Raw genomic sequence first — 21,939 nt, forward strand, 5'->3', positions numbered from 1 at the left:
TTCATCTCCAAAAACTCAAAGCAGAACGGGAGAAGATATCATGACTATTGAATATCTAATTGATGAAAATCTATCTCCTCTATATCAAGAACAATTAAAGCGATATCTCCCAGAATTGAGAATTTAAAAATTGGCGATCCTAATGTTCCTCCTGAAGGAACTCTCGACCCTGAAATCTTGCTCTGGTGCGAACAAAATAACTATATTCTCGTTACCAATAATCGGCGTTCTATGCCCGTTCATCTCAAGGAACATTTAGCACAAAATCATCAGATTCCTGGTATCTTCGTATTGCGTCCAAAATTCACTATTGGAGAGATTCTCAACAATTTAGTCTTTATTGCCCAAGCGGGAAAACCCAGCGATTACCAAAATCTAATTACTCATATTCCCTTGTCCTCTAAGTCTACTTTTATCTAACTCGACTTAAAATCGCAGGGGCGATCGCCTCCAACCCTAAAACCTGTTTGGCACCCCCCAGCGCGATCGCCTCCTTCGGCATCCCAAACACGATGCAACTGGCTTCATTTTGAGCAATAGTATGTCCTCCCGCATTGGCGATCGCCTGCATTCCTTCCGCCCCATCTCGCCCCATTCCCGTTAGTAAAACCCCCAACACCGACGCGCGATAATAGCGTATAGTTGACTCAAACAAAACATCAACAGAAGGGCGATGACCACCATGCGATCGCGAAGAATAATGAAAACGTCCCGCTTTATCTAATTCTAAATGTAAGCCTTCTGGCGGAAAATAAATTGTTCCTCCTTGAGGCATTTCCCCCATATTGGCAACCCGTAGCGTTAATTGACAATGATTCCCTAACCACTCCAATAAGCCTTGTAAAAATCCCTGGGTGATGTGCTGTACGCAAACAATAGGAATAGGAAAAGATGCAGGTAAAGCCGAAAAAATTGTTTTCAGCGCTTGGGGACCTCCAGTAGACGAACCGATCGCGATCAATTTGATTCTAGAGCCAAAGGAAGAGACGGGAGGAGAAGGAAAAGGAGGAAATGAAGGTGAAGGTAAAGAAGAAGATCGAGGAACTTTTTTTTTGATTTTGCGAAAAACTTTCACCCCAGCAAGAATGCGAATTTTTGCGATTAAAGCCTGTTTAACTGCTTCATAATCCTCAATATTAGCCGCTTGCGGTTTAGGAAAAACATCTAAAGCCCCCGCTTCTAATAACTCAAAAACATTGTGGCGATCGTTCTCTCCCACAGAAGAACTCACCGCCAAAATCGGACGGGGATCGGTTGCCAATATCTCCTTAGTTAATTCCAAACCATTCATTTTTGGCATATGCAGATCCGTACAGATGACATCCGGCTGAGTTTGGGCAATTAATGATAATGCCTCCAAACCCGTCCCCGCCGTCCCCACTACTTCAATATCGTGAGCAGAATTAAGAATGCGTTTGAGGATAACGAGAGCAATGGGAGAATCTTCAACAATAAGAACTTTGATTTTCAAGCGTTTTTCTTACTAATTTTTTAAACCAATCTTTTTAAAGTATCTAGGAGTATATCGCGATTGAAAGACCCTTTAGGAATATAGGCATTTGCTCCAGCTTCTACTCCTCTTTTCTTATCTTCATCAGAAGCAAGAGAGGTCACTAAAATAATCGGTAATTCATTATAATCGGGATTTTGGCGAATGCGGGCAGCCAATTGTAAACCATCGAGATTGGGCATTTGCACGTCCGAGATAACCGCATCAAAATGACCGTTGCGTAGTTTATTCAATCCGTCTAACCCATCTACAGCCGTTGTTACTTCATATCCCGCCCCTTCTAAAATACGCTTTTCTTGGGTGCGAATGGTGATGGAATCTTCCGCGAGGAGAATGGCGGGTTTTTTCTTGATTGTGGCGATCGCGCTGTTGGATACAGTGGGAGAAATGCGGCCTTGTTGCACCGATCGCAATAAATCCCCTGGATTGAGAATCGTACAAACTTCTCCATTGCCCAAAATCGTTGCCCCAGATACATTTCGTACTCGTTTTAAGAGTTGGCTTTGGGGTTTGAGAACGACTTCTTGGGTATCTAAAAGCTCGTTCACTAATAGCCCCAAACGATTGTCTCCGATTTCGAGCAAAATACAGGGGGTACCTAAAGAATTCTCAAGGGAAGAAGTCCCCCCTTCGAGTTCGAGTAAAGTCGCTAAATGAGCAATGGAAGTGGCTTGTCCCTCTAAAGCAATGGTTTCGCGTCCTTCGAGGGTAAAAATATCTTGAGAGGCAACAAAAAAAGTTGTTTTCACGGCTTCGAGGGGAATGGCATGGATAATGTCGCAAACTTTAACCAGGAGGACGCTTGCGGTGGCGAGAGTGATGCCTAAACGCAAAGAAAAGGTGGTCCCTTGTCCGGGGGTAGAATTCACCTCAATGCTGCCTTTTAGTTTCTCAACATTGGTACGGACAACATCTAAACCTACTCCTCGTCCAGAAACTGCTGTCACATCGGTGCGGGTGGAAAATCCAGGCAGAAAGATGAGATTGTAGAGTTGCGATCGCGTCCAGTTGTCGAGGTCTTCTTCTCGATAGAGTCCTTTGGCGATCGCGGTGCGTTTAATGCGATCGGCATCGAGTCCCCGTCCATCGTCGCTAATGGTGATGATAATCTGACTGGCAGTTTGAGAGCCGGTAATGCGAAGATTTGCTGTGGGGGGCTTACCTACTTTTTCTCGTTCTTCGGGAGTCTCAATGCCGTGGTCGATGGCATTACGAAGAAGATGAATGAGAGGGTCTTTCATGTCTTCGAGGATGCGCTTATCGGCGTTGGTTTCTCCTCCTGCGATCGCCAGTTCAATATTTTTTTGCTGCGATCGCGCTAAGTCTCGCACCAGACGAGGAAAGAGATTAAAGAGATTAGAAAGGGGTAGAAGGCGCAAAGTACGAACGCGATTTTCTAAATGGGTTGAGATGGAGTCAAGGCGAGAAGAATGTTCTCGAGTGGAGGAGGAGAGGCGATCGAGGAGAATTTCGATCGCCTCGGTCAGATGTTGGGCTTTATTCTGATTTGCAGCATCAAGGTTCATTGCGGGGGCAATGAGGGAGCCTCCCCCAAGGGGAAAATCTCGTTGTGATGTGAGAGAATTATGACGCTGCCATTCTTCCCAAAGCGATCGCAATTCTTCGATCCCGTCGGCAATACTAGCAATTCTGATACGAGTGACGCTAAGTTCCCCGGTTTGAGTCACGAGATCGTCAAGGTGACGGGTATTAACGCGAATAGTATCGATGCGATAAGGGGTGTCCGAGGCAGGATGAGGGCTAAAGGATGAAGGCGGAATTTTTTCTATCTCCTCTTCCCCTATTACCTCTTCCCCTATTGCCTCTTCCCTGTTGCCTGTTGCCTCTTCCCCTATTACCTCTTCCCCTATTCCCTCTTCCCCTATTACCTCTTCCCCTATTACCTCTTCCTCTATTGCCTCTTCCTCTGTTGCCTGTTCCCTATTGCCTGTTGCCTCATCCCCTATTGCCTCTTCCCTATTGCCTATTGCCTCTTCCTTTGCCCCCATCAGCATCGCTAAAACTTGAAAAGTCTTAACACCACTAGAATTGCCCGTGACAGCCTCTTGGACGAGATTGCCGATCGCATCTAATCCCCGATAAAGGCGATCGCTGAGATCGGGAGTCATGGTTTGTTGTTGCTGTTGAATTTGTCCGAGAATATGTTCGATTTGATGGATGAGACTTTCTACCTCTGTTACCCCCAGCATTCGCGAGTCTCCTTTGAGACTGTGTGCCTCTCGCAGTAATTCTTCTAAAGGGGACAGATCCTCGGGCTGTTTTTCCAGAATAAGCAATCCTGCCTCGAGTTTTTGCAAGTGTTCCTCACTGGCAGTTTTATATAAATTGCGGAGTTCATCGTCTTCAATAAACATAATTTTTTCAGGAATTTTAACAACAGGGAAAATTAAAAAAGATGCCAATATTTAAACCATTGCTTTTAACATTAAGGAAATATCCTGAAGGTATTGAATGGCTATTTTTGTTTGTCCAATGCCGATCGCATTTTCTTGGGTGCCGCGATCGAGAGCGTTCATTTCGCGCACAGCTTGCGAGATCGTCTTAACTTGGTCGCTGACAATTTGGGAGATTTGCCGACTATTTTCAGCAACTTCGGCGATCGCTTCGGTCATGGGTTGGAAGCGATCGCGATCGATCTGCACTTTTTTGCTACTTTCCCAAACTGTTTCTTTTCCCGATATCGTCGCTTGAACAGCCAGATCGATCGCCTTTTGAATGTCCTTAACTAAATCATTAATTTGCTCCCCAGATTGCTTGCTGCGATCGGCTAATTGGCGAATTTCTTTAGCAATGACGGCAAACTCCGCACCGTAGGCTTCTGCGCGGATGGCTTCAATAGCTGCATTAAGGGCGAGAGAATTGGTTTGAGCCGCCAATTCTTTCACCATTTGTGAAATGGTGGCAATGCGAGTAATTTGTTGGTTTAACTGTTGCATTTGCGTTGCGATCGCCTCCACCCACGCTTGTAATATTGACATTTCTGATAGGGTTTTGTCTGCCGTTTCTCGTCCTGCTTGAACGAGTTGAAAAACATCGGCAGCGCGATCGCTTGAATGCTTGGCTTGTTGGGCAGTCGTTTGAGCAGAAATTTCCAACTCTGCTAAAGCCATATTGGTATTATTTACCGTCTCGGCTTGTTGATTAATCGTGCGCTCGTTTTCTTCAAGGGTAATCGCAATTTGATTGGAAGAGGAAGCAAGAACGCGAACGGTTTGTTGTAAGTTAAGAACAATTTTACGGATCGTTAGCGCAATAATGACCAATAAAATAAAGTTGGCAATAAAAATAACAATAGCAACCTTTTTAGAAAAGTTGATATTCTCTTTGGCTAAAGTTTCTGCGGCAAAAACCGCCGCATTGGCCAATTCCCAAAATGTTTCGCTCTCTTGCAAAAGGCGATCGCCTTGAATTGATTGCGATCGCCAGCGCTGAATCTCTAGGGATAATCGCTTCCATCCTCCCTCCATTGCAACTATTTGAGCCTGGAAAGTGGGGTTTTGAGCAGCAGGGAGTCCTAGGGTTTTTGAGCCGTTAACTAAGCCGCGAACAATTTGTTCGACTTCACTAATTTGCGAGTCTGCGGGCTGTTGAACTAACTCTAATTTAATAATTCGCTGACTTTTTCCTCGGACAATGCCCGCAAAATTAATCATTCTTCCGTCAGCAGTGGTGCGATCGATGGCAGTGTAAATCGCGGCCAGATTAAAAAGGGCAAAAAGGAACAGAACGATGATTAATAAGTAGAGTTGATGGATAATTCGCTTACTTTTCATGATTTCCCCATTACCGAATTATTCATTAAATCATCTCTTTTAAAATTTGTGTAGCTTCGTTTAATTTCCGCGTTCCCAATTTGGTTTGACCGATACCGGTAGCACTTTCTTGAGCGGCTTGATTGATTGCATTCATGGCTTGGACAACTTGTTGAATGGCGGCGGCTTGTTGTTTGATATTGAGAGAAATCTGTTGGTTATTTAAGACAACATTATTAACTGCATTGGCAACCCCAGAAAAAGAAGTTGCCGTTTCTCGGGCGATGGTGACATTGTTTTCTACTGTTTTTGTTCCCTCATCTGTTACCATAACCGTAGAGTTGATAGCGCGTTGAATCTCACTCACTAAGTCATTGATTTTTTGAGCGGATTGTTTGCTGCGATCGGCCAGTTTGCGAATTTCCGTAGCCACGACGGAAAAGCCCTTACCGTGTTCTCCTGCCCGCACCGCTTCTACAGCCGCATTGAGCGCTAACATATTGGTTTGATTGGCCAAATCCGAAACCAGTTGAGAAATACTGCCAATTTCTGTGGTTTGTTCGCTTAAACGTAAGATTTGTAAGGCGATCGCCCCCACCTTATCTTTGAGAGAATTCATTCCTTCTAAGGTTTGTGCGACCGCTTGGGTCCCAGCATCAGCTAAACTCAGGGCTTGTTGGGCAGCATTAGCAGCAGCTTCAGCTTGTTCGGCAGATTGGCGAGACGATGCCCCCAGTTCGTCCATTGTGGTTGTGGTTTCGTTCACTGAGGCAGCTTGTGAGCTGGCTGTACGCTCTTGTTCTTCAACTGTTGTGGCAATTTGACTGGAGGATGTTGCCAAAGTGCTAACAGTATAATTCATTTTTTGCGTGGCACGGGTAATAACCCACCACCCTAATATAACAGTCAGGAGAAGAGATAGAAATACTGACATGATAGCAACAATGGTTAAGTTATTAAGAGTATTCTGGACGTGATTTTCACTCTTATTAAGTATCTCTTGCTCGCGGGTTCTAAACACTTCTAACAAAGCAAGTAGTTCTTCTACTCGATCTCCTGCTTGGTTAGTTTGCCAACGCTGAATGGCTTGTTCGGTTTGTCCGCGATCGACAATATCAATGAGTTCTTGGTTTGTTTCTCGTAGGCGATCGATCGCTTGGGAAATTTGAGCGAAAGTTTCTTTTTGTTGTCGATCTATAATGAGATCGTTCAATTCGATGGATAAACTTTGGATATTATTTCTAGCTTCTTGATAAGATTGCAAGGACACTGAATTTTTTTGTAGTAAATATCCTCGCGTTGCTCTTGACAGAGTTTGGGTGTGGAATGCTAGATCGCCAATTTTGGCACTAATACCTATTTTTTCGCTGACGTGTCCCGCTTCTTGGTTGAGAATACGAACAGTCACAAAAACTGCGACACCTGAAATAATAGAGAGAATAATAGGGACAGAATAACCGACGATAATCCAGTGTCGGAGTTTAAATCCTGTTTGTTTTTGCAAGTCTCGCGTACTATCGAGATTAAAGGAAGCCATATTTTCGGGTGCAGCCATTGTTTTTTGGGTTTCTCCTAGTGCGATCGCCTTTGTAAGGCTTCTTTTGCGTACTCCATTCTATTCGCTGTTTCCGGAAAGATTATTCTCAAATCATCAAACTTGGGAAAAAATTTACAATTCTCAAATTGCTTCATCAACAATTAATCCTCCAGAAGTTAAAATTTTTGCTAAATCTAACAGTCCGAGCATTTTTTCGCGATAAGTTGTTGCACCTTGCAAATATTCATCTTTAACAGAGTGAATAGCAGTAGGAATGGAAGATATTTTCGCAGGGTCAAGCAAAAGAACGTCAAATACTTCATCGATAATCATACCAATGACTAAACTTTCAAGATCGACAATAACTACTTTTGTTTGAGATGATTGTTTGCTCCAGGGTAGTGCTAATAAACCACAAATATCAATTAATGTAATGATTTCTCCACGTAAATTAATATTTCCGACAATATGAGATGGACAACAAGGAATGGGTGTTATTTTCAAGACATCAGTAAATTCACGGACAATTTTTAGATCGATGCCAAAGATTTCTGTCCCTAAACTAATAATGGCTAAAGGAATAAAGTGATGAGTATCAAGTAATTCATTCTGGGACATTAAAGCGAGAGAGCGTTCTTGCAAAACTGCCCTTTCTTCTGGACTTATATTCGGTAAAAATAGGCGAAGTTCTTGTAATTCCTGTTCGGATTCTCGTTTTAATTCTTCTAATTCATTGATATTGATATTGAGTAGGTTTTCTGAATCGCGATCGCCATTTTTTTTAGCGGTCAAGGTTAAAGATTCTGGATTCAGTAAAACAACAATATTGTCTTCGGTTCGTGCGATCCCTTTTTGCAAGGATATCTCTTTTTCTTCTTCTTCTCTGTTATATCCTAAATTTTTAGAGATATCTGTAATGGGAAAAGTTTTGACTTCGCGAACTTGATTGACAATAATACCGATGCGTCTCGTGCGATACCGAATAACAATAATACTATCAGTTAATGAATAGGCGAGGGGATGATAGCCAAAGCGCAAATAAATATCAACAATCGGAAGAATTTCTCCTCGTAAATTAATCAAGCCAACAATTTCGCGAGGAGCCTCAAGAATTGGGGTCACTTCAGGAAGAAAAAAGACTTCTTCAACGGCAGATGTTTCAATACCATAGATGGATTGACCCAAATAAAATGTTAGGTATGTTTGCATTATTGGTAATTAAACGATAGGAGGTTTTTGGGCTGAGGGAGGGGGTAATGATGATTTACCCGTCTGGTTTTCCAAATCTAATGCAGTACGATACATTTTTTGAGCGCGATCGCGATCGCCTTCTCTTTCATAAAGGTAAGCCAGTTCGCGGTAAGCTGAAATGGAGTGGGGTTCGAGATAAAGAATTTTTTTATAGTATTGCTTTTCTTCGCTGGGACTACCGTATTCTCGGGAAATTTGAGCAAGTAAGTAATAAATTTTAACAGAAAAAACATTGATTTTCAGGGCTTGTTGGCAACATTGAATGGCTTGTTGATATTTTCCAGAGTTGGCATAAATTTGTGCTAAGAGATAAAACGCATCAAAACTCTGTGGTTTTAATTTTAAAGCCTTTTCCGCATTGGCGATCGCCGCAGTAAATTCTTTTTGCAAAAATAAAGTTTCCGCGTTTTGGAGCAGTATTTCTGGGGTAATTGGAGTTTGATTGGCCACTGTAGGGGAAGGCGATACCGTGGCAGGATAATAGAGGGAATCAGAGGGAAGGATAGCGATACTGCGATGTTTTTGTTGTCTAGAAGTCTCTATCGGTGTTTGAAAAAGGGGAAAAAATGGTTCTTGTCGATTAATCGATCGCGGGTCTTGTTCTGTGCTTTGAATATTCTTTTGATAAAGAATAGATTCAGGAAAAATTTTGCTTTTAAATAAACTTGAATTTTGTCCGTATAATTCCGCATGACCCGTGAGAAAATAGCCATCGGAGGAGAGCGATCGCGAAAAAGTTTGCAGAGTTTTTTCAATCGCGCTTTGAGTAAAGTAGATAAAGACATTGCGACAAACAATTAAATCAAAAAAATCAGGTTTGCTATCGCTGAAATCCGCACAATTCGTTAAATTACAATACTGAAAGCGCACGCGCTGGCGAAGGCGATCGCGAAGACGATAGCCGCGATCGGTTGTCTGAAAATATTGCTTTTGTAGCGCTGTCTCAGAAGTCCGAAAAGACCAATTTCCATAGAGTCCTTCCCTTGCTCTTTGTAACATCTCTCGGTTAATATCCGTTCCCAAAATCAATAAGTCCCAGCGATCGATATCCGGTAGTAAGCGATCGAGTACAATGGCCAAAGAATAGGACTCTTCTCCCGTCGAACATCCCGCACTCCACAAACGCAGGGTTTTTGTCTGTTGACGGCGTTCGATCAGTTGCGGGAGAATGTATCTTTCGAGGAGAGAAAATTGACCGCGATCGCGAAAAAAATAGCTTTCTGGGTTGGTCAATAAACAGATCAGATTTTGCCATTCTTGCGAGTCTTCGGGTAGTTCGGTGGTTAGGCGATCGTAATAAGAATTAACCGCCAACAAATGCAGCGATTTCATTCTAGATTGAATCGCCTGTCCAAGGGTTTTGCGATCGCGTTCTTGTATTTCCAATCCCGTTCGTTTGGCGATCAATGGCACAAAAGATTCGATCAGGAGGGGATTAAGTTCTCGTTTCGATGACATAAAGTTTCTTTTAATCGACAACAGAGAAAATTATAGATGCGTTAAGATTTAGGGCATTACTTTTATTTTAGCGATTGATTTGCGCGACACAGCTTGGAACATTATTTCTAAAGAAATCTCCCATTTCTTTTCTGGCTTGGCCATCGCCTTGTTCCAATGCTGTAAATAATGCGGTAAACTGTTCGTTAGAATAGCTCTGCTGGAATTTGTCTAATAGGCAAACGCAGGCTTCTACCCGCTCGGAAACGGCTTCTCGATTGGTAAAATCTGGTGCATTATTTGGGTCTAGAATACAACCTGACAGAAAGGTCGCGCGGCTGTTTGCAGGATAGGGATGGGTTTGGGCAAAAAGAGGCAAAGAGAAGGCGATCGGGGTAATTCCAGCCACTAAGGCCAGACTCAATTGAGCAAATTTCATGTTGTGCTAGTTTGTTTAACTTTCTCACATTAGCAAAAATCGTTGCATTTTTGCATTCGATTGAGAGATATAGCATTGATGGGTAAGAATTATAAAGTTTTGTATCATGGAAAATTTTTACAAAGTGAGCTACAATGCCCTAATATCTGTTATTTGAATCATTACACATCATCTAATGACAAAACCATGCCTAATTATATCAAACATATTAAAGCTGAAGGTGTTTTGGGTCGTTTTGATATCGATCAAGAATTTAAAGAAGGGGTTAATGTACTTTTTGGTAAAAATGGAACGGGGAAAACGACATTACTCCATATCCTTGCTAATTTACTTAATGGTGACTATGAACGGTTTGCTTTTACTGAATTTAAGACAATAAAAGCTATACTTGATGATGATACAGATATTGTTTTGTCAAAAAAAAAAGTTAGATAAAGATAGTTTTATTGATGTCATAATCAATGATAAACCCATTACAGAAACACTTTCTGTGAATGAAATACGGGAATATGAAATATCTAAAGAACAAGATATTGAGAGAAATCGAAAGTTAGGGAAATTTTTTATATATGATGATGATAATGATATTGAGCCTATCCTTCCAGTTGCTTATTTTCCTGCTTTTAGGACTATGATTGAAGCATGGACTTCAGCAGAATATAGAACAGAATATAGAACAGTTCATCCAAGGGTTTATAAACAAAAAATACAGAATTCTACTACAAATTTTTCCCGCGAACTGTTTGGGCGATTTGTACCTACTCTAAACTATCCATCTCCCATTGAAATTGAAATTGAGTTGAGTCAAGAAATTGGAGAAGCACTAAGCAAAATAGAGCGTGCAGATAGACAATATTTTGGAGAGTTGCTGCCTCGTATATTTGAAGTATTATCTAAAAATCCTCATTCATCCGAGCAGAATTCATCTTTAGGAGAAGAAAGTTCAGATATGATTCTTGAAGACATTAATATTCTAGTTAAAAAACTTGAAGATTACCCAATAACAACAGTTCCTAATGTAACGCAACTTCGTAATTCCGTGTCATCCTTTCAAGTAGATGACAAATCAAAAAGAATTGCAGAGAAAGTTCTAGAAATATACCGAAAAGCACTTAGAGAAGTTGTCGCTGTTCAAGAAAAATCTTTCAAAAATATTGAGATATACCTAAATTCTATAAACTCATTTTTAGAGGAGAAAACTATAGAAATAAGTTTGAAAGAGCCTAGATTTAGAGGAAAAATGTTAGTGGGAATGAAGTTTGATTCGGGACAACCAGAAGAAAAACATCTCAGTATCCGTCGTGCATTATCATCTGGCGAACGTCAAATTGTCACCTTAATTTATGCTGCAACTCACATGAGTAAACAACAAGTTGTTCTAATTGATGAACCAGAAATTTCTCTTAATCCTATTTGGCAAAGGCATCTTTTACAAACAATGTCAGAACAACTTGGACAACGACAAATTATTGTTTGTACTCATTCCCCTGTAATTGGAGCAGATTATGAAGATGAAGTAATTATGTTTTCTCCTAAAATAACTTGCTCGTCAGATAGTATAATTAATGATAGTATGCTTGATGAAGAGAATGAGGAGTTTTAATGACAAAATACGATCCGCCAAGTTACAGACTCTATTTACAAAATAGTATCATCAATGGTAACAATAAACATATTCTTGTTGAAGGAAAAGATGATAAATATTTAATCGAACGATTATGGGAAGACTTCAACTCTAAAAATAATTGCAATTTAAACATTAAAATTATTGTGGATTCTGCTGATAATCTTATTCAAAAAGAATTAAGTGGCATAAGCTGGGTTAAAAAGGATAAATTACTTTATTCTTTTATTAATTCTTGGATAAAGAAATCTCTAGAAGCTCGGAGTGACTATCCTCTAGCTATTTTTGAATTACTCGGAGTCGATTTATGAAGAAAAATATTACTTATTTCTTCCCGCGCAACCAATAAGTTATCATTTCTCCTTTTCCTTTCACTGTAATTGCTTCTCGTTCTTCCAAGAGATAAGACTCGTGTAGAACATCATAAACTGCCCGTGTCACTTGAATTTGATGAGGCAATCCTTGGGATTCCATACGGGAGGCAATATTCACTGTATCCCCCCAAAGATCGTAAATAAACTTACTGACTCCAATCACTCCTGCTACAACTGGACCTACGTGCAAACCCACTCTCAACGCGAATTTTTTACCCGTACCTGCATTGAATTCATCAATAGTTTTTAATAAATCTAACGCCATATTTGCCGACGCTTCTACCCCGTCGCTTTTCGGATAAGGCAACCCCGCAACTGCCATATAAGCATCACCAATAGTTTTGATTTTTTCCAAACCGTGACGCTGTGCTAAATAATCAAAATCCGAGAAAATAACATTTAAAATCTCTACCAATTCAATCGAAGAAAGTTGCGTGGAAATTTCCGTAAAATTGACCAAATCGGCAAATAATACAGTTACCTCATCAAACTTATCAGCAATGGTACTCTCTTCAGCCTGCAAGCGTTTGGCGATCGGTTCCGGGAGAATATTTAATAATAATTGTTCCGATCGCGCTTTTTGTTCTCGTAAGGCAGATTCAGCTTCCTTGCTTGCCGTAATGTCCCGAGCCACCCAAATGACTGTATCCTCAGACAGGAGGGAAACATTCGCTGAAAACCAGCGCTTGTTATAGTTAATCGGTAAATAATACTCCGCCGTAACCGTCTGGCGCGTTTGCAATACCTCTTGAATGTGATGTAGGTGTAGTGCTGCTTGTTCTGGGGGAAATAAATCCCTGACCGTTAAATTACCTGAATGTTGTGTCTCTAAGAGAGAGCGATCGGACTTAGTGGGGGCAATTTTCAAACAGGTTCCTTGGCGATCGAAGACCAAAATAATATCGTCCATCGCCGCAAATAATGCCCTTAATTCAGCCTCCGATCCTTGTAGTGCTGCTTCTGCGGTAATGCGATCGCGGTTTTCTTTCACTAACTGGGTATTTTGCAACTCCAATTCTTTTTGCAATCGTCGCAACCGCAATTGATTCTCCACTCGCACCACAACTTCAGCAAATTGAAAAGGTTTGGTAATATAGTCCACTCCACCCACCGCAAATGCTTTTACCTTATCCAGAACGTCACTTAAGGCACTAATAAAAATAACAGGAATATCGCGAGTGATTTCATTATCTTTTAATTTTTGGCAAACTTCATAACCATCCATGCGAGGCAGATTAATATCCAGCAAAATCAAATCAGGAGGAGCTGATTGTGCTGCCTTTAAAGCCATTTCACCACTAATTACGCTGCGAACCCTATACCCTTTTTTACTCAAAAGGGACGATAAAATTCTGAGGTTATTGGGAGCATCATCTACAGCTAAGATATCGCCGCTAGAGGTTTCAAGACTCTTTTGAGGATTGGGAACCGAATCCGTCATTTCAATGAACAATGAGTAATGAACAACACCGATCGCTTAAGGCAGAGGCTCGGAATGGGCAATGCACGCCAGTTTAACCACTCCAAGTTTAGTGGCAATTTTTCGCTTTGGTCAGTTTTTTTTGAGGGTTTCATCGACGACAACGCGATCGCGGCCTTGGGCTTTTGCTGCATAGAGAGCATCGTCAGCACGGGCGATCAAATCTTTGGGATCGAGAGAGGGAGTGGGGATCGCCGTGGCAACCCCCACACTCACCGTCACCCATGCTCCAATGGATGAGTGAGCGTGAGCAATGTGCAACTGTTGTACCGCCTTATGAATTTCTCGGGCAACTTTGTACGCCAATTCGCGATCGGCATGGGGAATCACGATCGCAAATTCTTCCCCGCCATATCGCGCCAATAACATCTTAGGAATAAGCTCTTGTTCCGGCTGGGCGATCGCCTCTTCAATACCGCGTACAATCGCCTGCAAGCAACTGTCTCCAGCTAAATGACCGTAAGTATCGTTATAGCGTTTAAAATAGTCCACATCGCATAAAATTAGGGAAAGGGGAGTGCATTGCTGTTGTAGTTCCTCCCACTGCATTTGCAAGTATTCATCAAAGCGACGACGATTGGCGGCTCCAGTTAACCCATCGGAATTGGCGAGATTCTGTAATTTTTGATTGGCAGCTTGCAAGGCAGATTCTACTTTGAGACGTTCTTGTATTTCTTGTTGCAACTGAGCATTTTGTGCCAATAACTGGGTTTGCAAAGAACGAATTTTTAATTGATTTTCTACTCGCACTAAGACTTCAGCCCACTGAAAAGGTTTGGTGATGTAGTCAACTCCCCCGACTTCAAAAGCGCGAACTTTATCCATTGCTTCATTGAAAGCACTAATAAAAATAACGGGTACTTCTCGAGTGTTGGTATCCGCTTTGAGTTGTCTACAGACTTCGTAACCATCCATAACTGGCATACTGATATCGAGGAGAATGAGATCCGGTGCAGCAGAGCGGGCGGCTCTTAAGGCCATTTCCCCACTCAGCACGCTCCGCGCCTCATAATCGTGGTTTTGCAACAGGGTTGATAAAAGTCGTAGATTGTTGGGCGTATCATCCACAATTAAGATATCTCCCTTCTTTAGGGTGGTTGTCCCATCCATTCCCCGAAATCCTCCAGTAACATTTCCCCCTGTCTGATTTAAGCGTAAAAGTACCCAAGAGTTGTAATGATTATTATGTGGCAAGCTGCCCAAGGAATTCCCGATCTTCCCGATCTGCGCTTTGTGGCAGAGTGGAGAGATCGCTCTAGATTCTTGCGATCGCTTCCCCACGTTATTTTAATTTGATTACTTCTCCCTCTTGTTCTCCATCTCCCTGTAAGGTACGATCGATATCGTGACAAATTTTCGACTTAATTGAACCGCCTCATGAAATCTTATCTTGCTGCTGCGATACAAATGACGAGCAGACCCGATCTCGATCGCAATTTAACCGAAGCCGAAGAGTTAATCGATCTGGCAGTGCGTCAAGGGGCGGAGTTAGTCTGTTTGCCGGAAAATTTTTCCTTTTTGGGACCGGAAGTTGAAAAAATTCAACAAGCAGACGCGATCGCGCTAAAAAGCGAGAAGTTTCTCAAAACGATTGCCCAACGGTTTCAAATTGTTATTTTAGGGGGAGGATTCCCGATTCCCGCCGCAGATAATAAGGTTTATAATACTGCCCTATTAATCGATCGCAATGGTCAGGAACTGGCTCGCTATTACAAAGCGCATCTCTTTGATGTGAATGTACCCGATGGGAACACTTATCAAGAGTCGAGTACGGTGATGGCTGGGATGGAATTACCTCCCGTTTATCATTCCGATACTTTGGGAACTTTAGGGCTTTCTGTGTGCTACGATGTGCGCTTTCCGGAACTCTATCGCCATTTATCGAAGCAAGGGGCGGATGTTTTGTTTATTCCTGCGGCATTTACGGCTTATACCGGAAAAGATCACTGGCAAACCTTAATCCAAGCGCGGGCGATCGAGAATACCTGTTATGCGATCGCCCCAGCGCAAACGGGCAATCATTACGGCACGCGACACACCCACGGTCATGCCCTCATTGTCGATCCTTGGGGGACAGTTTTGGCCGATGCTGGCAATAAACCCGGAATTGCGATCGCCGAAATCGATCCCCGTCGCCTCACTCGCGTCCGTTCTCAAATGCCCTCTCTCAACCATCGCGTTTTCTAGCCTAACTATCAACTATCAACTATCAACTATCAACTATCAACTATCAACTATCAACTATCAACTATCAATGGATGTTATTCCGGCTATTGACTTATTAGAAGGTCGCTGCGTGCGCCTGTATCAAGGAGATTACGATCGCTCGCAAATTTTCAGCGATCGCCCAGTGGAGATGGCTCATCGTTGGGAAAGTGAAGGGGCGACGCGGCTACATTTGGTAGATTTGGATGGAGCCAAAAAGGGAGAATCTGTAAATGGAGAGGCGATCGCGGCCATTGTTTCTGCGGTGTCCATTCCCGTGCAAGTGGGAGGGGGACTGCGGGATGGGGAGAAAATCCGCCAGGTTTTAGATTTGGGGGTGAAACAGGCGATCGTGGGGACAGTTGCGGTAGAAAATCCCGATTTAGTGGGGGAGTTATGCCAAGAATTTCCCGGTCAAATTATAGTGGGAATTGATGCCCGCAATGGCAAAGTTGCCACGAAAGGTTGGCTAGAAACTTCACAAGTGCAAGCAACGGATTTAGCGCAACGTATGGAATCTCAGGGGGTTGCAGCCATTATTTATACCGATATTCAACGAGATGGGACTCTATCGGGACCAAATTTCACAGCACTGCGAGAGTTAGCGCGATCGGTCACTATTCCCATTATTGCCTCGGGGGGAGTAAGTTCTCTCACAGATATACTGAGTTTACTTTCTCTCGAACCTTTGGGAGTAACAGGAGTGATTATTGGTCGCGCCCTCTATACGGGAGATGTTTCCTTAGCAGAAGCAGTGGAGGCGATCGGTCCGGGAAGATTGCAAGATGTACCGCCAGATTTGGGGTCTTCTGCTTGGGGTTAAAAGATTATCGCTTATCATCTTACTTAAAGACCAATTAGGTCTAATCTTTAATCATCAATGTTTTCAAAATCAATGTTTTCAAAACCATAAGCATCCCGCACAAAATATAAAGGTCTCCCTTTCACTTCCTCATAAACTCGTCCCAAATACTCCCCCAAAACCCCCAAGGTAATCAATTGAATGCCTCCAAAAAACAAAATAGCAACCATAATTGAAGCATATCCCGGAACATCAATTCCCAGAATGAAAGTCCGCAGGACTAAAAAACTCGCATATAGTAAAGAAATGAGAGAAATAAATAAACCTAAATAACTCCAAACCTTCAGAGGAAGCATACTAAAAGAAGTAATTCCATCAAGGGCAAAATTCCATAACTTCCAATAATTCCAAGTAGTTTTTCCCTGGAAACGAGGATCGCGATCGAAGAGGATCGATGTTTGCTTATATCCCACCCAAGCAAATATTCCCTTCATAAAGCGAGTTCTTTCTGGCATTTTTTTAATCGCTTCCACAACCCGGCGATCGAGGAGGCGAAAATCTCCCGTATTCTCAGGAATAGGAACAGGACTCATGTTCCCTAAAGTTTGATAGAATGCCCTTGATGTGAACTTTTTTAACCAGCTTTCTCCCTGTCGCGATCGCCTTGTCGCACAAACGACATCATAACCCTCTCGCCATTTTTCCACTAACTTTGTAATTAATTCTGGTGGGTCTTGTAGATCGGCATCAAGGGGAATCATGGCATTTCCACAAGCATAATCTAAGCCTGCTGTCAAGGCAATTTCCTTACCAAAATTGCGCGATAAATTAATAATTTTTATAGCTTGATTCTGATGATGAAAATAGATAAGTTTTTTCAAGGTACTATCTTTACTGCCATCATTAATACAAATAATTTCATAGGTTAAATTTAAACCCTCCAAAACCCCTTGCAAGCGCTGAAAGAGAACAGTAAGATTATCCTCCTCGTTATAGCAAGGAATCACAATGGAAAGCTCAACGCGATCGCTAGAGCCAGACATAGAAAAGATGAGATAATCTTAAGGTTAATCTTATTAAGGGAGAATTTGTGCAGATATTAAGTTAATGTAACAATCGCGCCTTCACTCTCTACCGCCGTAGAACTCACAGCACATAATCCATATTTTCCTGCAGCGATCCCCGTAGCGCGGATAGAAGCCGGAAAAATAGCGGCAAGTTCCCAAATTTCCCCTTGCAAGCGGTATAAACTCCAAGCGCGAATTTCTGCATTTCCTTGGGGTTGCCAAGAAAGCGTATTGCCATTAATACTAACTTTAGGAGATGAAGGTTTTTTCGCCAAGTGTCGGGATAGGGAGGGGACTAATGCGGGGCGATCGTACAGTCTATTCTTAAAGGCTTCATTGACATTTTGCATATTTTCCATTAAAGGTTTGACATGATAGAAAATATTCCCTAAAACATTTTTATTCTTTGACTCTCGTGTAATTTTCACTTGATTTTCAAACTCTTCCACCGACCAAGGAGAACTACTGGTAACGGTGCTGATCCGCGATAAATTATTGCCAATATAAAGATGCACATTTTGAGGATTATTTTCTGCCCACCACTGTAATAAAACCGGATAACTTTGCTTTGTTTGTTCGATTTTCCAATACAATTGCGGAGAGAGATAATCTACCCACCCTTCTGATAACCACTTGATCGGGTCCATATATAGGGCGTTAAATTGGTCTAATCCTGCAATACCGGGAGGTTTTCCAGGCTGATAAATACCAAAAGGGGCAATGCCGAATTTAAGCTGAGGTTTTGTGGCGCGAATACCTTCCGATAACCGTTTCACTATCCTATTAACATTTTCCCTGCGCCATGCACCAACATCGAGAGTACCGCCACTTTGTTGATAGCTCTCGTAAGTGACGCGATCGGGAAAATCCTGTCCCGTGATGGGATAGGGATAAAAATAATCATCAATGTGAACCCCGTCGATATTGTAGCGTCGGACGACATCGAGAATGACCTCATAGGTTTGATTCTGAACGATTTCCAAACCGGGATCCATCCAGCGATCGTCGCCATAACCATATACAGCTTCCGGGTGAAGGGCATCAAAATGAGGAGGCTTATTCGCTTCCGATTTACTGGTTTTGGCGCGGAAAGGATTAAACCAAGCGTGAACCTCAATATTGCGCTGATGTCCTTCCGTAACGAGGAATTCGAGGGGATCGTAAAAGGGTTCCGGGGGTCTGCCTTGAATGCCCGTTAGCCATACACTCCAAGGTTCTCGCGCTGAAGAATAAAGGGCATCTCCTTCGGGACGAACTTGAAAAATTACGGCGTTAAAATTAAGACTTTGTAGGCGATCGAGAATAGCACGTAATTCCTGTTGTTGTTCTTGGGCAGAAAGTCCTTGTTTGGAGGGAAAATTAACGTTCCAGACGGAGGTAATCCATGCACCGCGAAATTCTCTCTGATGGCTGAGAGTGGCGGTGGTTTGCGTGCTGGGGGGGTTAATCAGATAATCCGAAGCAATCTTCGGCATTTTCCCTGTTTGGGCGATCGCCTGATAAAGCAAAGCCGCAACTTCGGCGCGAGTGGCGGCTTTATTAGGTTGCAGTTGTTGGCGATCGGGATAATTGACCACCATTCCCGTAGCTGTAGCAGTAGTGATGGGGGCGATCGCGTAATTGGGAATTTCTGTCGCGTCTTGATAATAATCCCCAAGGGCAATCTTAGGTAAATTGGCAGTACTAATCTGCAAGCCATTCACCAAAGCCGTCAGAATTTGCGCCTTGCTAATCTCAACATGAGGACGAAACGTTTTATTGGGATATCCGGTTAAAAATCCCATTTGATAGGCTTTTTGGATGGCATTATTGGCCCAAAATCCCAAAGATAAATCGCCAAATTTGATGGCATCGCGCTGAAGGGGTAGATTGAATGAACCGGTGATTAAAGAGGCAAATTGAGCGCGGTTAACCGGTTGGTCGGGGCGAAAGGTCCCATCGGGAAAGCCGAGAATGATCTTCGCACTCGCCAGCGCGGTAATAAAAGGCTGCGCCCAATGTCCCTGAATATCAGGAAATTGAGAGGTATTGGCAGAATTGAAAGTGGCGATCGCCGGAGCAGTATTCAGAGGAGTTAGGGCGATCGCGTACTCCCCAGCCGGCACCCCCTCCACCTGCGCCGTTAACATTCCCCTTGCATCTACCGTTCCCGTCGTTTCAATCTTGGCCATTTACCCGCACCAATAATTTAATTTAAACTTAAGCCTTCGGACGAGGAAACTTAGAAGGAGAAGGAAAATACTTCACCGGCTCATTTTTCAAGGCTTCCCGCATAAAACCGCGCCAGATAGGAGCCGCATAGCCCCCTCCCGTCACACCTTTTCCCAAAGGTCGATAATTATCATTGCCAATCCAAACAGACACAGACAATTGCGGAACATAGCCCACAAACCAGACATCTCGTTCCGAAGTCGTCGTTCCCGTCTTACCCGCCGCCGGACGACCGATCGCCGCCCCTGGTGCGGTTCCTCCCCCCTCGAGAACCCCTTTCAGCACGCTCGTTAAAGAAGCCGTTGCCCAAGGATCGAGAACCAACCGAGGCTTAGGAGTATTATCCAGGAGAACATTACCGCTACTATCTGTAACCCGTGCAATAACCGTCGGCTTGGAATGCCAGCCATTACTAGCAAAAGTGGCATAAGCCCCCGCCATTTCCATCGGCGTAATGCCAATCGATCCCAAAGGCAAAGAAATCACCGGATCGAGAGGACTGCTAATACCCAAAGTGCGACAAACTTCAATCACATTATCAATCCCTACCGCTTGACCGATCTTCACCGCCGGAACATTGAGAGATTGAATTATCGCCGTGCGAAGACTAACGGAACCGGAAAAACTCCCACCGTAGTTTTGCGGTTCATAATAGGCAGAACCATCGCGATATTTAACCGGACTATCATTAATACTTGAATAGGGCGTGTATTTCCCACTGGCAAAAGCCGTGTAATAAACAAAAGGCTTAAAAGACGACCCTGGCTGACGCAGGGACTGAATGGCGCGGTTAAACTGACTTTCCTTATAGTTCACCCCTCCCACCATCGCCTTAACATAATGAGTGCGAGGATCGATCGCCACTAAAGCCACCTGATCCGCATATAAGCCGCGATTTTTTAAATTTTGGTGCGCTTGGGCGACATTTTCTTCCGCCATTTTTTGGAAGTTATAGTCTACGGTGGTTTGCACTCGCATTCCCCCTTTGAGTAGGGCATCTTCTCCAAAACGCTTTTGCAGTTCGGCAACCACAGCCTCCGTAATATAAGGCAGTTCGCTACTTTTCCAAGCTGTGGGCTGACTGATGAGCAGTTTGGCTTTCTTAGCCTCTTCCACTTCTTGTGCTGTAATCCAACCCAAATCCTTCATCCGTTGCAGCACTGCATATTGCCTCTGCTTCGTTTTTTTATAGTCAATAAAAGGGCTATAATCCTCCGGCGCTTGGATCAACCCAGCCATCACGGCGGATTCTGCCAAATTCAAATCCTTAGCGGATTTCCCAAAGTAACTCTGAGCGGCGGTTTCCGCGCCATAACTGTTATGACCCCAATAAATATTATTGAGGTACATTTCTAAAACTTGGTCTTTGGTAAAGATTTGTTCGACGCGAATCGCTAGAACCGCTTCTGCCAGTTTGCGGCTGACGGTGCGCTGTCTGGAGAGAAATAAGTTTTTGACTAGCTGCATGGTCACGGTAGAGCCTCCTTCTACCACTGCACCGCTTCGCCAGTTGACTAGTAAGGCGCGTCCGATGCTATTGGGATTAATCCCATCGTGTAAATAAAAATGGCTATCCTCAATCGCTAAAACCGCCCGTTTGAGGTTTGGGGAAATTTCGTCCAGCTTGACAACTTCCCGATTGTGTTCTCCGTGTAGACTATCGAGGATTTTGCCCTTGATATCATAGATATAGCTTGTTTCTGTCGGGACGAAGTTTCGCAGAACGCGAACGTCAGGGAGATTGCGAAAACTAATGGCCAGTCCAACCAATCCACCTGCTACAAGGGAACTGGAGAGCATGGTAATGCCCAGAATAGTCCCCCCAGCAGCTTTGGTCGTCCCAAGGACAAATTTGACCAAGGGCTTGCGATCGCTTTTCTTTGTGCTTTTTTGTCGAACGGTACCAGTCGCCACGATAATTCAACTACCTCACTCTAAAAATGTTCGATGCTCTATTCTGTGAAAAATGTTTGCAAAATAGGGAGCTAAGAGAACTGGGAAAAATAAAAACTACATTTTACAGGAAATAGTTTAGAGCGCATTGGCCAATCTCCCCCTCTAGAAACTTTAACATTCTTCCATCAAACTTCCATCAAAGGTTTCGTTACAATTCGTTACAATTCATTTTACCACACAGCGTAAAGCATCAGCAAATGTCTAAACTCGCACCGAATCGGTCACTAGCACGCGCTACAAACCCACAAATCCCAGTAAGGCGCGGGTTAAGGG

General features: G+C 43.1%; 17 protein-coding genes and 3 pseudogenes. 6 read left to right on the plus strand and 14 right to left on the minus strand.

Annotation, left to right across the window (positions count from 1 at the left end; all coding sequences use genetic code 11):
• Window positions 1–40: 40 nt before the first annotated feature.
• Window positions 41–420, plus strand: a pseudogene (locus VB714_RS27290) (DUF5615 family PIN-like protein).
• Here VB714_RS27290 and cheB read toward each other — a convergent pair.
• From cheB to VB714_RS03715, 9 genes and pseudogenes are all read right to left on the minus strand, one after another.
• On the minus strand, window positions 413–1,471 hold the full coding sequence (gene cheB / locus VB714_RS03685; RefSeq protein ID WP_323221293.1) for a chemotaxis-specific protein-glutamate methyltransferase CheB: 1,059 nt from the start codon (window positions 1,469–1,471) through the stop codon (window positions 413–415). The pseudogene VB714_RS27290 and the gene cheB sit on opposite strands and share 8 nt — an antisense overlap.
• A 20-nt stretch (window positions 1,472–1,491) precedes the next feature.
• Complete coding sequence (locus tag VB714_RS27295) at window positions 1,492–3,036, minus strand: response regulator (protein ID WP_416309597.1); 1,545 nt, start codon at window positions 3,034–3,036, stop codon at window positions 1,492–1,494.
• A gap of 235 nt (window positions 3,037–3,271) precedes the next feature.
• Window positions 3,272–3,403 (minus strand): annotated as a pseudogene (locus VB714_RS27300) (hypothetical protein); the annotation flags it as partial.
• A 200-nt stretch (window positions 3,404–3,603) separates the two neighbouring features.
• Window positions 3,604–3,885 (minus strand): annotated as a pseudogene (locus VB714_RS27305) (Hpt domain-containing protein); the annotation flags it as partial.
• A 51-nt stretch (window positions 3,886–3,936) separates the two neighbouring features.
• Window positions 3,937–5,304 carry a methyl-accepting chemotaxis protein gene (locus tag VB714_RS03695; protein WP_323221297.1) on the minus strand — a complete coding sequence of 456 codons (1,368 nt, stop codon included), beginning with the start codon at window positions 5,302–5,304 and terminating at the stop codon, window positions 3,937–3,939.
• Window positions 5,305–5,329: 25 nt separating this feature from the next.
• Window positions 5,330–6,838, minus strand: a complete 1,509-nt coding sequence (locus VB714_RS03700; protein ID WP_323221299.1) for a methyl-accepting chemotaxis protein — start codon at window positions 6,836–6,838, stop codon at window positions 5,330–5,332.
• Window positions 6,839–6,961: 123 nt separating this feature from the next.
• Window positions 6,962–8,029 (minus strand): chemotaxis protein CheW, encoded by a 1,068-nt coding sequence (locus tag VB714_RS03705; RefSeq protein WP_323221301.1) that lies wholly within the window; start codon window positions 8,027–8,029, stop codon window positions 6,962–6,964.
• A 9-nt stretch (window positions 8,030–8,038) separates the two neighbouring features.
• The gene (locus VB714_RS03710; protein WP_323221303.1) at window positions 8,039–9,529 is read right to left on the minus strand and encodes a CheR family methyltransferase; all 1,491 of its coding nucleotides are present in this window, start codon (window positions 9,527–9,529) and stop codon (window positions 8,039–8,041) included.
• 67 nt (window positions 9,530–9,596) lie between these two features.
• Complete coding sequence (locus VB714_RS03715) at window positions 9,597–9,947, minus strand: hypothetical protein (protein WP_323221305.1); 351 nt, start codon at window positions 9,945–9,947, stop codon at window positions 9,597–9,599.
• Window positions 9,948–10,133: 186 nt separating this feature from the next.
• On the opposite strand from VB714_RS03715, the gene VB714_RS03720 reads away from it, so the two are divergent.
• Genes VB714_RS03720 through VB714_RS03730 form a run of 3 tightly spaced genes read left to right on the plus strand, consistent with a single transcriptional unit; the run spans window position 10,134 to window position 11,882 of the window.
• Window positions 10,134–10,382, plus strand: coding sequence for an AAA family ATPase (locus VB714_RS03720; protein WP_323221307.1), 249 nt, complete (start codon window positions 10,134–10,136; stop codon window positions 10,380–10,382).
• Window positions 10,354–11,550, plus strand: a complete 1,197-nt coding sequence (locus tag VB714_RS03725) for an AAA family ATPase (protein WP_323221309.1) — start codon at window positions 10,354–10,356, stop codon at window positions 11,548–11,550. Before VB714_RS03720 ends, VB714_RS03725 begins: the two co-directional genes overlap by 29 nt.
• On the plus strand, window positions 11,550–11,882 hold the full coding sequence (locus tag VB714_RS03730; protein ID WP_323221311.1) for a hypothetical protein: 333 nt from the start codon (window positions 11,550–11,552) through the stop codon (window positions 11,880–11,882). The genes VB714_RS03725 and VB714_RS03730 overlap by 1 nt, the downstream gene beginning before the upstream one ends.
• A 13-nt stretch (window positions 11,883–11,895) precedes the next feature.
• Here the strand turns inward: VB714_RS03730 and VB714_RS03735 are convergent, their stop codons facing one another.
• Both VB714_RS03735 and VB714_RS03740 read right to left on the minus strand, forming a co-directional pair.
• A complete protein-coding gene (locus VB714_RS03735) occupies window positions 11,896–13,386 on the minus strand; it encodes an adenylate/guanylate cyclase domain-containing protein (protein ID WP_323221313.1) in 1,491 nt (496 codons plus the stop codon).
• Between the two features lie 111 nt (window positions 13,387–13,497).
• Window positions 13,498–14,535, minus strand: coding sequence for a diguanylate cyclase domain-containing protein (locus tag VB714_RS03740; protein WP_323221315.1), 1,038 nt, complete (start codon window positions 14,533–14,535; stop codon window positions 13,498–13,500).
• A gap of 267 nt (window positions 14,536–14,802) precedes the next feature.
• Between VB714_RS03740 and VB714_RS03745 the strand changes: the two genes are divergently transcribed.
• Both VB714_RS03745 and hisA read left to right on the plus strand, forming a co-directional pair.
• The gene (locus tag VB714_RS03745; protein ID WP_323221317.1) at window positions 14,803–15,612 is read left to right on the plus strand and encodes a carbon-nitrogen hydrolase family protein; all 810 of its coding nucleotides are present in this window, start codon (window positions 14,803–14,805) and stop codon (window positions 15,610–15,612) included.
• A 67-nt stretch (window positions 15,613–15,679) separates the two neighbouring features.
• On the plus strand, window positions 15,680–16,453 hold the full coding sequence (hisA, locus tag VB714_RS03750; RefSeq protein ID WP_323221319.1) for a 1-(5-phosphoribosyl)-5-[(5-phosphoribosylamino)methylideneamino]imidazole-4-carboxamide isomerase: 774 nt from the start codon (window positions 15,680–15,682) through the stop codon (window positions 16,451–16,453).
• A gap of 47 nt (window positions 16,454–16,500) precedes the next feature.
• On the opposite strand, the gene VB714_RS03755 is transcribed toward hisA, so the two are convergent.
• The 3 genes from VB714_RS03755 to VB714_RS03765 are packed head-to-tail and all read right to left on the minus strand — an operon-like array spanning window position 16,501 to window position 21,624.
• Window positions 16,501–17,475, minus strand: coding sequence for a glycosyltransferase family 2 protein (locus VB714_RS03755; protein ID WP_323221321.1), 975 nt, complete (start codon window positions 17,473–17,475; stop codon window positions 16,501–16,503).
• 56 nt (window positions 17,476–17,531) lie between these two features.
• Entirely contained in the window at window positions 17,532–19,670 is a 2,139-nt protein-coding gene (locus VB714_RS03760; RefSeq protein WP_323221323.1) for a glycoside hydrolase family 10 protein, read from the minus strand.
• Window positions 19,671–19,698: 28 nt separating this feature from the next.
• Window positions 19,699–21,624: a penicillin-binding protein 1A gene (locus VB714_RS03765; protein WP_323221325.1), complete on the minus strand. Its 1,926-nt coding sequence runs from the start codon at window positions 21,622–21,624 to the stop codon at window positions 19,699–19,701.
• Window positions 21,625–21,939 lie beyond the last annotated feature (315 nt).

The organism is Spirulina sp. 06S082, from assembly GCF_034932145.1.
Lineage (GTDB): Bacteria > Cyanobacteriota > Cyanobacteriia > Cyanobacteriales > Spirulinaceae > CCY15215.

Bases quoted from the DNA above. Each gene is read 5' to 3' on its own strand.
- VB714_RS27295 (WP_416309597.1), bottom strand. From the start codon at position 3,036: ATGAACCTTGATGCTGCAAATCAGAATAAAGCCCAACATCTGACCGAG.
- VB714_RS03695 (WP_323221297.1), bottom strand. From the start codon at position 5,304: ATGAAAAGTAAGCGAATTATCCATCAACTCTACTTATTAATCATCGTT.
- VB714_RS03700 (WP_323221299.1), bottom strand. From the start codon at position 6,838: ATGGCTGCACCCGAAAATATGGCTTCCTTTAATCTCGATAGTACGCGA.
- VB714_RS03705 (WP_323221301.1), bottom strand. From the start codon at position 8,029: ATGCAAACATACCTAACATTTTATTTGGGTCAATCCATCTATGGTATT.
- VB714_RS03710 (WP_323221303.1), bottom strand. From the start codon at position 9,529: ATGTCATCGAAACGAGAACTTAATCCCCTCCTGATCGAATCTTTTGTG.
- VB714_RS03715 (WP_323221305.1), bottom strand. From the start codon at position 9,947: ATGAAATTTGCTCAATTGAGTCTGGCCTTAGTGGCTGGAATTACCCCG.
- VB714_RS03720 (WP_323221307.1), top strand. From the start codon at position 10,134: ATGCCTAATTATATCAAACATATTAAAGCTGAAGGTGTTTTGGGTCGT.
- VB714_RS03730 (WP_323221311.1), top strand. From the start codon at position 11,550: ATGACAAAATACGATCCGCCAAGTTACAGACTCTATTTACAAAATAGT.
- VB714_RS03735 (WP_323221313.1), bottom strand. From the start codon at position 13,386: ATGACGGATTCGGTTCCCAATCCTCAAAAGAGTCTTGAAACCTCTAGC.
- VB714_RS03740 (WP_323221315.1), bottom strand. From the start codon at position 14,535: ATGGATGGGACAACCACCCTAAAGAAGGGAGATATCTTAATTGTGGAT.
- VB714_RS03745 (WP_323221317.1), top strand. From the start codon at position 14,803: ATGAAATCTTATCTTGCTGCTGCGATACAAATGACGAGCAGACCCGAT.
- hisA (WP_323221319.1), top strand. From the start codon at position 15,680: ATGGATGTTATTCCGGCTATTGACTTATTAGAAGGTCGCTGCGTGCGC.
- VB714_RS03755 (WP_323221321.1), bottom strand. From the start codon at position 17,475: ATGTCTGGCTCTAGCGATCGCGTTGAGCTTTCCATTGTGATTCCTTGC.
- VB714_RS03760 (WP_323221323.1), bottom strand. From the start codon at position 19,670: ATGGCCAAGATTGAAACGACGGGAACGGTAGATGCAAGGGGAATGTTA.